Below are 13052 nucleotides of genomic sequence, written 5' to 3' on the forward strand. Positions count from 1 at the left end.
GATCGCCATCATGCACCTCCTCCCGACCGGGGCGCGCCCGGCCTGTTGCGCCGCTTCGACGAGCGATCTGTCTGCCGCCGCGACTCACGGCTCGCCACCTTGGTAGTCGAGGCGGTCAGACAGATACAAGCGGGATTGTCGTCTCTTATCCGAGACTTATACTCAGGTTAGAAGTTGAGCCCGACGCGGAGGCCGCCGTAGCGGCGATAGTCGCGCGGCAGCATCGCGACGGTGGCGACGCGATTGTCGAAGTTGCTCGCGACGTTGACCATCGCGCTATAGTGGCGCTGGTCGAACACATTGTCGAGGAAGGCGACCGCTTCCCAGCGATGCGCCTGATCGCGCACGCCGAGATTAACGTTGACGATGTGATAGGCGTTCTGCAGCACCTGCGGGTCGCGCGGCGCGTAATAGAGCGCGCCCTGATATTGCCACGCGACCTGAATCACGCCGCGCCGCTTGTCGTCGAGCGCCGGCGAATAGTCGGCGATCGCATTGATCCGCCACGTCGGGGCCTGCGGCAGCCGTTCGCCGCTGAGATTCTGGCGACGGGGATTGCCGGTGCAGCCCTGCGCCTCGGTCTGCAACGCATAGCAGGGCGCGGAGGGGAAGGAGACGTAGTTGGCGCGCAAATAGGTCGCATTGCCGGTCAGCGTGACATCGTCCGTCGGCCGTACCGAGCTTTCGACCTCGATGCCGCGGGTCACCAGCCGGCCGACGTTGGTCAGCCGGTTGATGAACGTGCCGTCGGGGAAGGTCTCGATCGTCTGTGCCTGCAGATCGCGATAATGGGTGTTGAAGAAGGTGAGGTTGAACGTCACGTGACGATCGAACCACTGGCTGCGCACGCCGATCTCCTTGTCGCGCGAGCGTTCGGGCCGGATCGGGCCACTTTCGGCGCGCTTCTGGTCGAACCCGGTCGACAGGTCATAGGCCTGCCCCTTGTAGCCGGTCGCATAGCTGCCGAAGAGCATCAGGTCGCGGGTCGCCTGATAGTCGAGGCCGAGACGATAGGTGAAGACGTTGTCGCTGTCGTGACCGGCGAAATAGCTCTTCGCGGTCGGATCGCGCCGGGCGAGCAGGCGATTGGCATAAGTGTAATCGACGCGCTCGTTCTGGATGCGGCCGCCGGCCGTCGCGGTGAGGTGCGGCACGAACTCCCAGTCGATCTGGCCGAAGCCGGCGATCTGCCGCGAGCCCGCCGTGGCGTACAGGTTGGACAAGGCGAAGCCGGGGCCGCGGTCGAACGGGCGTTCAAAGCCGGTGTTGGCGTAATAGACGCCGAGCGCATAGCGGAACGCCGCATCGTCGGGCGACAGCAGCCGCACCTCCTGACTGAACAGCCGCGACCGGAAGGTGCCGATCTCGCGCGCATTGCCGACGCGTTTCCTGGCGGCGGTATCGTCATAGTCGAAATAGTCGTCGAGCTTGAACCGGTCGTAGTTCGTCAGGCTGAGCAGGTTCAGCGTTCCCAGACTGAGTTCGGTCCGCAGCAGTCCGCCGCCGCCGTGATATTGCGTGCCCGAGCGGGCGTTGTAGGCGACGTTCTGATTGTTCGGACCGATCACGACCCCCGGCAGCGCGACCGCGCTGGTGAGGGCGGGGTCGCCGCGCAACCGCGCGTCGGGCGACATCGCAACGAACGGTCGCGCGGCGGTGGAATTGCCGGTCAGATAATTGCCCGACAGGGTGAAGGTGAGCCCGGGGCTGGCCTTCCAGCGCAGCTTGGCGCGCGAGTTGAGCGTCTCGCGGCCATTGGCGCGCTTGCCGTTGTCGAGGTTGCGGGCGTTGCCGTCCCAATGCGTGTAGCCGCCCGAGAAAACGAAGCCGAGTGTATCGGTCAGCGGCCCGGTGACGCTCAGCTGCTCGGCGAATTCGTGATCGCCGGTGATGCGCGCGTTGGCGCGGATATGCAGCTGGTCGGTCGGCTGCGTTGTCATGATCTTGATGAGGCCGGCCGAGGCCGACTTGCCGTACAGCGTGCTTTGCGGCCCGCGCAGCACCTCGATCATCGCGACGTCGGGCAGGTCGGTGATCGCGCGCGCCAGAAACGCCACCGGCGCGCCGTCGACGGTCACCGCGACGCTCGATTCCACCCCGATCGCATAAGCGAAGGTGCCGATGCCGCGCATCGCCACGTTGTAGTTCACCGGATGGTTCGCCGGCCGGATGACGAGCGACGGCATCACCTTGTCGAGATCCTGGAAATGATGCGCGCCCTGCGCGTCGAGCTGCGAAGGCAGCACCACCTGGACGGGCATCGGCACGTTCTGGAGGTTCTCGAACCGCTTCTGCGCGGTCGTGGTGACGATGATCGCGCCATCGGCGTCCTCGGTGACGGTCCCCGGTCTGGGCGCAGGCGCCTGCGTCTGGGCGGCGGCCGGCGCTGCCGCGAGTGCGGCAGCGGAGGCGGCGATCAGGCATCGCGCCTGACGCGAACGACGATAGTGCATCAAAGTCCCCCTGGTTCGTGATATTTGTCCAGGTCTTGTAGAGACTCCGCGAAGCCCGCCGGCGCGGCGGGGTTGCTTTTTACCGATTACGGGTTTCTTTTCAAGCTACCGTATCTTTACGGACACTGGGAGCGCGGGCGATCGGAAATAGAATTTAGCGTTTGTTCCGATACGTTTGGCCATCGACTTCGCCATCGAAGGCGTCGCTTGACTTGCCATGCATGCTCCGGATTCCCGATCGCTGCGCCTTTACTTAGTGCGTACTCAACGTCCGCCGTACGGCATCATGCCAGCCCGCGGCGAGCGGCGCGCGTTCCTCCGCGCGCATCGTCGGCGCGAAGCAGCGGTCGCGCGACCAGAGCCGGGCGAGATGATCGAGCCCCGACCAGACGCCGGTGGCGAGGCCGGCGTGGAAGGCGGCCCCGCGTGCGGTCGTCTCGAGGTCGGTCGGGCGTTCGACCGGCGTGTCGATCATGTCGGCGAGGAAGCCGCACAGCCAGTCGTTCGCCGCCATGCCGCCATCGACGCGCAGGATCGCCGGATGGCCGCCGCCGTCGGCCGCCATCGCTTCGGCGAGATCCATCGTCTGGAACGCCACCGCCTCCAGCGCGGCGCGGGCGAGATGCGCCGCGCCGGCGCCGAGCGTCAGCCCGAAGATCGCACCGCGCGCGTCCGGGTCCCAATGCGGCGCGCCGAGCCCGGTGAAGGCGGGGACCATGTAAACGCCGTGATTGTCGGGAACGCGGGTGGCGAGATCGTCGGTCTGGCTGGCGTGGGTGATGACGCCGATGCCGTCGCGCAGCCATTTGACCGCGGCGCCGGCGATGAAGATCGATCCTTCCAGCGCGTAGACGGTGCGTCCGTCGAGCCGATAGGCGGGGGTGGTGAGCAGCCGATGCTGCGAGGCGACCGCCTCCGTTCCCGTGTTGAGCAGCATGAAACAGCCGGTGCCATAGGTCGATTTGGCCATGCCGGGCTCGAAGCACGCCTGCCCGAACAAGGCGGCCTGCTGGTCGCCGGCGATCCCCGCCACCGGCACCGCGGCGCCGAGCAGGTCGGGACGGGTGATGCCGTAGACATAAGCGTTGTCATGCACCTGCGGCAGCATCGCCGCGGGCACGCGCAGCAGTCGGCACAGCTCGGCGTCCCAGTCCTGACGGAGGATGTCGTAGAGCATCGTCCGCGACGCGTTGGTGATGTCGGTGGCATGCACCGCGCCGCCGGTCAGCCGCCACAGCAGGAAGCTGTCGATCGTGCCGAAGGCGAGCTCGCCACGCTCCGCGCGGCCACGTGCGCCCGCGACGTTGTCGAGCAGCCAGGCGATCTTGGTCGCCGAGAAATAGGGATCGATCAGCAGCCCGGTGCGCGTGCGAACCAGATCCTCGGCACCGTCGGCCTTCAGCTCCTGACAGCGTGCCGCACCGCGCCGGTCCTGCCAGACGATCGCCCGATGGATCGGTTCGCCGGTGGCGCGATCCCAGATTACTGCCGTCTCGCGCTGGTTGGTGATGCCGATCGCGGCGAGATCGGCGGCGGCGAGGCCGCTGTTCGCGAGTGCCGTTCGTGCGGTGGCGAGCGCGTCGCGCCAGATGTCCTCCGGATCGTGCTCGACCCAGCCGGGTGCCGGATAATGTTGCGCGAATTCGGCCTGGGCGATGGCGACGCGGCGGGCGGCGCCGTCGAAGACGATCGCGCGCGTCGAGGTCGTGCCCTGATCGATGACCAGAATGTGCGTCTTGGCCATCCGTCTCTCCTGTGCTTCGTTTCGCTCCGGGATGCGGTATTGCTCGCAGCGCGACGAAAGCGAAGGATTTTGACGATGGAACGGGGGCCGGACGAGAGTGTCGACGTGCTGGTCGTCGGCGGTGGCATCAACGGGACCGGCATCGCACGCGACGCGGCGGGGCGGGGGCTGTCGGTGCTGCTGGTCGAGCAGGACGATCTCGCCAGCCATACCTCGTCCGCCTCGACCAAGCTGATCCACGGCGGCGTGCGCTACCTCGAATATGGTGAGTTCCGGCTGGTCCGCGAGGCGCTGATCGAGCGCGAGCGCCTGTGGGGGATGGCGCCGCACATCATCTGGCCGTTGCGCTTCGTGCTGCCGCAGACGCATTCGCCGCGGCCGGCGTGGATGGTGCGGGCAGGGCTGTTCCTCTACGATCATCTCGGCGGCCGCCGCAAACTGCCGGGGACGCAGAGCGTCGCGCTGGCGCGGTCGCCGTTCGGGCAGGGCCTGTCCGAACGGGCCGGCAAGGCATTCGTCTATTCGGACTGCTGGGTCGAGGACAGCCGGCTCGTCGTGCTCAACGCGCGCGACGCGGCGGAGCGTGGCGCGCGTATCGCGACCCGGACGCGGCTGGTGCGCGCGCAGCGCGGCGCGGACGGCTGGACCGCGGAGATCGCCGACAAGGACGGTCACGTCCGGATGGTCCGTGCACGGGCGCTGGTCAATGCGGCGGGGCCATGGGTCGCCGACGTGCTCGGCCGGACTGCGGGAGCGCGCAACGATCGCGGCGTGCGGCTGGTCAAGGGCAGCCATATCGTCGTGCCGCAGCTCTACGAAGGCGATCATGCCTTCATGCTCCAGAACGACGACCGGCGGATCGTCTTCGCTATCCCCTACGAAGGGCGGTTCACCCTCGTCGGGACGACCGACGCCGCGTGGGACGCGCCGCCCGGTCGCGCGGCGATCGATGCGGCCGAGACGCACTATCTGCTCGACACGATCGCCCGCTATTTCGAGCACAGAGTCGAAGCGGACGACATCGTCTGGAGCTATGCGGGCATCCGGCCGCTCTACGACGACAAGGCAGCGAATGCCTCGGCGGTGACGCGCGACTATGTGCTCGATCTCGACGCGGGCGAGGGGCGGGCGCCGATACTGAGCGTCTACGGCGGCAAGATCACCACCTATCGCAAGCTCGCCGAACATGCGCTGCGCGATCTCGCGCCGCTGCTCGGGTCGCAGGCGGCGGCGTGGACGGCGGGGGCGGTGCTGCCCGGCGGCGATCTGCCGGATGCGGATTTCGGGCGCTTCCTGACCGGCTTGCAGGCGCGCTATCCCGAGGTGTCGCGCGATCTGCTGCGGCGGCTGGCACACGCGTACGGTACGCGCACGACCGCGATCCTCGACCGCGATCCGGGGCAGGACCTTGGCGGCGGACTGTTCACCGCCGAGGTTGACTATCTCGTCGCGCAGGAATGGGCGCAGACAGCCGAGGACGTGCTGTGGCGGCGCAGCAAGCTCGGCCTGCACGTGCCCGGGGGCACGGCGGAGCGGCTTGCCGCCTATCTCGGGTGACGTTGCGGCGGCCCTCGACTTTGGTCAGGGTGGCCGCGTCGGATCAATCCAGTCGTTGCCCAAGGGGGCACCGGCGTGTCATCGAGGGGCGGACGAGAAACGACCGGAGAGCGGTGGATGATATCCAAATTTGTTCGGCTGGCGCTGCTGCTCGCGGCGGTGCCGGGCGCGGTGGCGGCGCAGGACGCGCCGGTGGTGCGCACCGTCGACGGCCCGGTGCGCGGCGCGCGTGCGGACGGGGTCGTCGCCTTCAAGGGCATCCCCTTCGCCGCGCCGCCGGTCGGCTCGCTGCGCTGGCGGGCGCCGCAGCCGGTGGCGCGCTGGACCGCGGTGCGCGACGCGACCGCTTATGCCGCCGATTGCATGCAATTGCCCTTCCCGAGCGACGCCGCGCCGCTCGGCACCGCGCCGGCGGAGGATTGCCTCTACGCTAACGTCTGGCGGCCGGCGGGCGACGCCAAGAAGCTGCCGGTGATGGTGTGGATCTACGGCGGCGGCTTCGTCAACGGCGGGTCGTCGCCGCCGACCTATAGCGGCGCGGCGCTGGCGCGGTCGGGCATCGTAGTGACGAGCTTCAACTATCGGCTCGGCCGGTTCGGCAGCTTCGCCCATCCCGGCCTCAAGCCCGCCGACGCGGATTACGGGTTGCTCGACCAGCTCGCCGCGCTGCGCTGGGTGAAGGCCAATATCGCGCGCTTCGGCGGCGACCCCGACAACGTCACGATCATCGGCGAGAGCGCCGGCGGCATGTCGGTCCATGCGATGCTCAGCTCGCCGGCGGCGGCGGGATTGTTCCAGCGCGCGGTGATCCAGTCGGGCGGCGACGGGTCGAACCACGGCAGTTCGCTGGCGACCGCGGAGGCGGCGGGCGTCGCCTTCGCCAGCGGCAAGGGCATCGCCGCCGACGATCCGCAGGCCGCCGCCAAGCTGCGCGCGCTGCCTGCCGAGCAGGTGGTCAATGGCCTCAATCTCGCGTCGATGGGGCAGGGCGGCTATAGCGGGCCGGTGCCCGACGGGCGCACCTTCGTCGATCCACGCACCGCCTACGACGCCGGCCGCTTCGCCAAGGTGCCGGTGATGATCGGCGCGACCAGCGCCGACATCGGTGGTCCGACCGGCGCAATGATCGCCGGCGCGCGCGACGTCGCCGTGCTGCTCGCGAGCAAGAATGTGCCGGTCTATCATTATCGCTTCGACTATGTCGCGACCTCCGCGGTGACGCCGCAGACCAAGGGGGCGGGGCATGCCACCGATATCCCGTTTTTCTTCGACACCGCCGCGATCAAATATGGCGCCGCGACCAGCGATGCCGACCGCACCGCGGCGCGGACGATCAGCCGCTATCTGGTCAATTTCGTCAAGACCGGCGATCCGAACGGATCCGGCCTGCCTGCCTGGGGCCGCGTCACCGCGACCGCGCGACCGATCCTGACGCTGACCCGCGCCGGCACCGCGCAGGTGGCACCGGAATGATCCCGCTCGATCGCCGCACGGTGTTGGCCGGCGGGCTGGCGCTCCTCGCGACGCGCGCCGGTGCCCAGACGCCGGAGGCGCCGCGCGTCCGCCGCATCGCCCCCGGCCTCGACCGGATGATCGTGCCCGGCACGCAGCCCGAGGTGATCGCGACCGGCATCCGCTGGGCAGAAGGGCCGGTATGGGTGCCGGCCGGGGGCTATCTGCTGTTCTCCGATCCGCCCGCCAACCTCATCCGGCGCTGGCAGCGCGGGCGCGGCGCGACGCCGTTCCTCAGCCCGTCGGGCGCCGCGGGCACCGACCCCAAATTGGTCCGCGAAGCGGGGTCGAACGGGCTTGCGCTCGATCGCGGCGGCGGGCTGCTGATCGCCAACAGCGGCGGGCGCAGCATCGACCGCGTCGATCTCGCCACCCGCCGACGGACGGTGCTGGCGGATCGCTACGACGGCAAGCGCTTCAACAGCTGCAACGACCTGCACGTCGCGCGCGACGGCAGCATCTGGTTCACCGATCCGCCCTATGGCTTCGCCGACGGCGATGCCTCGCCGCTCAAGGAGCAATCGGTCAACGGCGTCTACCGGCGCCACCCCGACGGCAAGGTGACGCTGATCGAGGGCGGCCTGACCCGCCCCAATGGCATCGCCTTGTCGCCCGACGAGCGGCGGCTCTACGTCTCGGTCTCCGACGAGGCGGCACCGCGGATCATGGTCTACGACCTCGATGCCGCCGGCAGGCCGGGGGCAGGGCGGGTGCTGCTCGACGCGAAGGCGATGAAGGCGGCCGGCGGGCCGGGCCTGCCCGACGGGATGAAGGTCGCACGCGACGGGACCCTGGTCTGTTCGGTACCGGGCGGCATGATGCTCATGACGCCCGAGGCCGAGCCGCTCGGCCTGATCGAAAGCGGCGCGCCGATCGCCAATTGCGCCTTCGGCGAGAAGGGCCGCGCGCTCTACCTGACCGCGAACGACCGCGTCCTGCGGCTGGCGCTGCGGCCCGGCTGGCAGGGGTAGCCGGGCCGGCGGATCACTCCGCCGTCCCGTCGGGGTCGTCGCCCTGCCATGTCAGCGGCGGGTTCTCATAGGGTTCGCGGGCGGCCGGCTCGACAGGGATCGTCGTCCCCGGGGCCTCGGCGCCGCCTTTGGCGAACGTGCCTTCGACGCGCGCGCCCTGTTCGATCGTCAGCGTCTCGTAATGCACGTCGCCGACGATATGCGCGCTGCGTTGGATGACGAGGTCGACGACGACGATGCTGCCGCGCACCGTGCCGGCCAGATGCGCCGACTGGGCGGTGATCGTGCCGATCATCTCGCTGGCCGCGCCCTGCACCAGCGCGAGGCAGTTGACGTCGCCGTGGATCCGGCCGTCGATATGCACGTCGGCCGAGGCGGAGAGGTCGCCGGTGATGACGACGTCGGCGCCGATCATCGAGAATGTGGCATTCTTGCTCATGGCTTCAGTCGCTACCCTTGTCTGGACCGGAATCTTCGGCGGGGCCGGCGGCCGGGGCTGGGCCGGCAGATTGGCGGACGATCTTCGATGAAACATGGCTGCGCGCCTCTAGGAAGGGACGGGGGTTGGTGGGGCGGTTGTTGATCCGCACCTCGAAATGCAGATGCGGCCCGGTCGAGCGCCCGGTGGAGCCGATCGCGCCGATCGTCTGGCCCGCGACCACCTGTTGGCCGACATGGCTGCGGAACGCGGACATATGCGCGTAGCGCGTGACGAGGCCGCTGCCATGCGTCACTTCGACGCAATTGCCGTAGCCCGATCGCTGGCCGACGAAGCTCACCACGCCGCGCGCCGCGGCGTAGATCGGCGCGCCGAGCGGGCCGCGGAAATCGAGGCCGGGGTGGAACGATCCGTGCCGGGTGAACGGGTCGGAGCGATAGCCGAAGCCGCTGGAGATCGAATCGATGCTCGCGGGCAGCACCTGCGGCATGCGGGAGCGTGCCTGATCCAGCGCGCTCATCCGCGCCAGGCTGGCGCCGAGCCGGGCGAAGCGCGGATCGATCGAGCCATCGGCGTTGGTCGACAGCGCGAACAGCGGCCCGCCCATCGCCTCGCCATCGTCGCGCGCTGCCAGCAGCATCTGCGGGTTGACGCCGAGCTTGCGCATCGTCGCGGCATCGGTCGCGGCGCGGCGGTCGGCATAGCGCGTCAGGCTCTCGACGAAGGCGATCTGACGCGCCTCAGCCCGCGCGAGATTGCCGGCCTCGGGCACGGCGGCGCTGACCTTGTCGATCACCCTGCGCGCTTCGCCGCTGCTGTTGGTGACGGTCTCGTCGCGCTTGGCGTCGCGCGGCAGCTTGCCGAGATGCGCCTGCGTCACCTTCTCGATGAAATCCTGCCGCCGCTGCAGGTCGGACGCGACGCCGTCGAGGTTTTTGCGATAGGCGGAAACGCGATTATCAGCCTTTTCGACGCGCGCCTGGCGGGTGAGCAGGGCATCGATGTCGTAGGAGTCGCGCCAGCGGATCACCGCGAGCGTGGCGATCGAGCCGACATAGGCCAGCACCAGCACCGCCACACCCATCGCCGCGCGCTTCTGCGTGCGCGTGGAAATGCGGAGGAACCGCACCTGACCCTGCGAGCGCATGATGAACTCGCGGTCGGGGAACCATCCGTCGATCCGCCCCCGCGCATGGGCAAGCCTGTGACGCAAGCGAGCGCGAGCGAAGCGCTGCCCCGCCTGCCGCGGTTTCGGCTTGTTCAAAGCGATCCCGCTTCCCTTACCCCTGACCCTAGGACGCTTTATAGCGGGCGCGCCGATCCCGGACCGGCGGCGCAGACATGACGCGCCGCCATCCACGTCGAGGCGCTCCGTACGCACGATGAAGCGAGCGCGTCGGGCGACCCAGACGCATGTGTGCCGTCAGACGTCCGGGTCGATCGGCGAGAGGCGCCAGGTGCCGCGGCCGGCGCGTTTGGCGTCGTAGAGCGCGAGATCGGCGAGCTTGTAGACCGCCTCGGTCGACATCCCCTCCGCCCGCGCGACGACCGCGCCGATGCTCAGCGCGACCTGCAGGCGGTGGTTGCCCGCCGCGACCGGCGCGGTGAAGGCGGCGTAGAGGCGGCGGCACAATTCGTCGATCGCAGGCGCGCCGTCGAGGCCGGCGAGGATGATCGCGAATTCGTCGCCGCCGAGGCGGAAGATGCTGTCGTGCTGGCGGATCGTCGCGCTCAGCCGGTCGGCGACCTCGATCAGCAGTGCGTCGCCGACATCGTGGCCGAGCGCGTCGTTGACCTGTTTGAACCGGTCGAGATCGATAAGCAGCAATCCGAACGGCGCATGCCGCGCGTCGCCGAGGTGGCGGGCGAGCATCTCGCCGTACAATCGGCGGTTGCCGAGCCCGGTCAGCGTGTCGGTGTAGGCCAGCTTCTCCAGCTCGGACCGGCTGACGAGCAGCTCGGCGGTACGCCGCTCGACCAGCGATTCGAGCTGCCGCTCGCGCTTGCGCGCCGCGCGCAGCCGCAGGTTGAGCAAAGCGAGCAGCGCCGCGACGATCGCCGCGGCGGCGGCGATGCGGAACGCGCTCGTCTCGAACCAGCGTGTCTCGACGTCGATCTCCAGCGTCAGCGGCGCGCCGACGACGTGCAGGCTGCCGCGATCGCCCGCGCCCAGCGCGCGGACGACCAATGTCGACCGGCCCGGCGGCAGATTGGTGTAGCGCGCGCTGCGGTGCATCGCATCGACCCGCGTCCAGTCGGTCTCCTGCGGGAACAGACGGTAGACGTAGACCTGATCGCGCGCGGCGGCATAGTCGAGCCGCGCGAAGTCGGCGGTGAGGCTGCGTTCGCCGGCACCGATGGTCAGCATCCGCCCCGGCGCCGGCACGAAGGCCTTGTCGTTGCCGCGTACCGTGGTGAAGCGCAACGGTGCGTCCGCCGCCTCGCGCGGCGGCACGGCGGGATCGATCATCGTCAATCCGCCGAACCCGGCGAACACCAGCCGGCCATCGGGCAGCGTGGCGCCGGCGCCGGTCCAATAAGCGGTGAAGGGGACGCCGTCGGACGCGTGGAGCGGCGTGATCGTCAGGCTGGCGGGGTCGATCCGCGCGATGCCGCCATCGGTGCTCGCCCAGACGTCGCCGTCGCTACCGAGCAGCAATTTGTCGACGGTATCGTGCGGCAATCCCTCGCGGCGGCCGAGATGCGCCACCGGCCGCCATGCACCGGCGCTGCGGGCGAAGACGGTGATGCCGCCGCCGATCGTCCCCGCCCATAACCGCCCGTCGCTATCGCACAGCAAGGTGCCGACGAAATTGGCGCGCAGCCCGTTGGCACCGTCGTCGCCGGGGCGGATGCCGACGACGCGACCATTGGCGGGATCGACGCGGTTGAGCCCGCGCGCCGTTCCCACCCACAGCATGCCGTCGGGCGTGAAGGCGAGCGAACGGACGCGCAGGTCGGTGAGCGCCTTCGACCAGGGCAGGGCGCGCGGCGGTCCCGGGTGGCGCGGATCGACCAGCGCGACGCCGAGGCCGTTGCCGACGTAGAGCCGATCGCCGTGCAGCAGCACCCGCGACCAGGCCTGCGCCGACAGCCGCTGCGCGCGCCGCCCGTCGAGCGACAGGCGGAACAGCCCGGCCTCGCCGGCGGTGAAGGCGGCGTCTGGGGCGAAAGCGATCGACTGGACGTTGCGCACGGCCGCCGGCAGCCGCTGCGGCGGCGCGAGGCCGCCACCGGCGGCGGGAGCGAGGCGCGATCCCGGAATGTCCGGGGAGCCGTACCAGAGCGCGCCGTCCGGCGCGACGCCGAGCGACCAGGCGCTGTCGGGCTGTTGTCGCGGACCGGTGCGCAGCGCGTTCACGAGGCCGAGCACGCGGCGCGGGGCGGGATCGACATAGGAGAGCGTCGCGTCGCCGACGATCCACACCAGTCCCGACCGGTCGCGGATCAGATGGTTGAGCCCGTCTTCGGCGAGGCTGGCGGGCAGTTGCGGGTCATGCGCGAGGCGCCGCATCCGCATCGTCGCAGGGTGGACCGCGATGATCCCCGCTCGCGACGAGGTCCACAGTTCGCCGTTGCCGGCGTCGACCATCGTGCCGAGCGGCACCGCATGCCCGTCGACCGTGACCGGCAGGTGGCGGACGCCGCCGTCGGGCGCGAGGACGTGGAAGCCCGATCCGGCGGTGGCGATCCACAGCCGGCCGTCGCCATCGGCATGTAGCGCGGTGATCGTCCCGACCACACCGGGTACCGGCACCGCGACGAAGCCGCCGGTGACGTCGCGGCGGAACAACCGCGATTCGTCGCCGACCCACAATTGCCCCTTGCGGTCGCGATGCACCGCGCCGATCCGGCCCGGCGGCAGACCCTTGACGAGCGTCGCGCGATGGTCGGAGCCGCGGATGTGGCTCAGCCCGGCCTCGCTGCCGACCCACAGGCCGCCGGCGTCGTCGTCGATGATCGCCATGACATGGGCACGATCCAGCGGCGTGCGGTTGGGCGGGCGATGGAAGCTGTCGGTGAGCGGATCACGCCACAGCAGCCCCTCGGCGCTCATGCCCAGCCACAGCCGGCCGCCGCGATCCGTGAACAGCGTGTTGACCATCAGCTCCGGCAGCGACCCGGCGCCGTCGGCGGGTTCGGTCGAATAGGTCTTGAAGCCGGTGCCGTCCCAGCGGGCGAGGCCGCCGTCGGTCGCCAGCCAGATGAAACCGTCGCCGTCCTGCGCGACCGCGCGGGGGAGGCCGGCGTCGGGAATGGCGTCGTCGCGCGCGGCGACCTTGAAGAACAGATCGGCGGCGGCAGCCCAGGGGTCCGCGATGCGTGGCGCAACGATGGCGACGGGGCGGGCGACGACGCCATTCCCGACGCCGGCC

The 13052-nt window shown here is 69.8% G+C and carries 8 protein-coding genes; 3 read left to right on the forward strand and 5 right to left on the reverse strand.

Features of this window, described 5'->3' with window-relative positions:
- Nucleotides 1-167 precede the first annotated feature (167 nt).
- On the reverse strand, nt 168-2453 hold the full coding sequence (locus FFS23_RS07765) for a TonB-dependent receptor (protein ID WP_137898138.1): 2286 nt from the start codon (nt 2451-2453) through the stop codon (nt 168-170).
- Between the two features lie 253 nt (nt 2454-2706).
- Nucleotides 2707-4197, reverse strand: coding sequence for a glycerol kinase GlpK (gene glpK, locus FFS23_RS07770; RefSeq protein WP_137898139.1), 1491 nt, complete (start codon nt 4195-4197; stop codon nt 2707-2709).
- Between the two features lie 75 nt (nt 4198-4272).
- Between glpK and FFS23_RS07775 the strand changes: the two genes are divergently transcribed.
- The 3 genes from FFS23_RS07775 (at nt 4273) to FFS23_RS07785 (ending at nt 8237) form a co-directional block, all read left to right on the forward strand.
- Nucleotides 4273-5754, forward strand: a complete 1482-nt coding sequence (locus tag FFS23_RS07775; RefSeq protein WP_137898140.1) for a glycerol-3-phosphate dehydrogenase — start codon at nt 4273-4275, stop codon at nt 5752-5754.
- Nucleotides 5755-5871: 117 nt separating this feature from the next.
- Nucleotides 5872-7227 carry a carboxylesterase/lipase family protein gene (locus tag FFS23_RS07780; RefSeq protein ID WP_137898141.1) on the forward strand — a complete coding sequence of 452 codons (1356 nt, stop codon included), beginning with the start codon at nt 5872-5874 and terminating at the stop codon, nt 7225-7227.
- The gene (locus FFS23_RS07785; RefSeq protein ID WP_137898142.1) at nt 7224-8237 is read left to right on the forward strand and encodes an SMP-30/gluconolactonase/LRE family protein; all 1014 of its coding nucleotides are present in this window, start codon (nt 7224-7226) and stop codon (nt 8235-8237) included. The genes FFS23_RS07780 and FFS23_RS07785 overlap by 4 nt, the downstream gene beginning before the upstream one ends.
- Nucleotides 8238-8250: 13 nt before the next feature.
- Here the strand turns inward: FFS23_RS07785 and FFS23_RS07790 are convergent, their stop codons facing one another.
- The 3 genes from FFS23_RS07790 to FFS23_RS07800 form a co-directional block, all read right to left on the reverse strand.
- On the reverse strand, nt 8251-8676 hold the full coding sequence (locus tag FFS23_RS07790; RefSeq protein WP_137898143.1) for a bactofilin family protein: 426 nt from the start codon (nt 8674-8676) through the stop codon (nt 8251-8253).
- A 4-nt stretch (nt 8677-8680) separates the two neighbouring features.
- A complete protein-coding gene (locus tag FFS23_RS07795) occupies nt 8681-9889 on the reverse strand; it encodes a M23 family metallopeptidase (RefSeq protein ID WP_249340585.1) in 1209 nt (402 codons plus the stop codon).
- 210 nt (nt 9890-10099) lie between these two features.
- A partial coding sequence (locus FFS23_RS07800) for a ligand-binding sensor domain-containing diguanylate cyclase (protein WP_137898144.1) occupies nt 10100-13052 on the reverse strand: 2953 nt, incomplete at its 5' end.

The sequence above is a fragment of the Sphingomonas sp. 2SG genome (genome assembly GCF_005503285.1).
GTDB classification, from domain to species: Bacteria; Pseudomonadota; Alphaproteobacteria; order Sphingomonadales; family Sphingomonadaceae; genus Sphingomonas; species Sphingomonas taxi.

Coding starts and splice junctions, on each gene's coding strand:
- FFS23_RS07765 (WP_137898138.1), bottom strand. CDS start 2,453: ATGCACTATCGTCGTTCGCGTCAGGCGCGATGCCTGATCGCCGCCTCC.
- glpK (WP_137898139.1), bottom strand. CDS start 4,197: ATGGCCAAGACGCACATTCTGGTCATCGATCAGGGCACGACCTCGACG.
- FFS23_RS07775 (WP_137898140.1), top strand. CDS start 4,273: ATGGAACGGGGGCCGGACGAGAGTGTCGACGTGCTGGTCGTCGGCGGT.
- FFS23_RS07780 (WP_137898141.1), top strand. CDS start 5,872: ATGATATCCAAATTTGTTCGGCTGGCGCTGCTGCTCGCGGCGGTGCCG.
- FFS23_RS07785 (WP_137898142.1), top strand. CDS start 7,224: ATGATCCCGCTCGATCGCCGCACGGTGTTGGCCGGCGGGCTGGCGCTC.
- FFS23_RS07790 (WP_137898143.1), bottom strand. CDS start 8,676: ATGAGCAAGAATGCCACATTCTCGATGATCGGCGCCGACGTCGTCATC.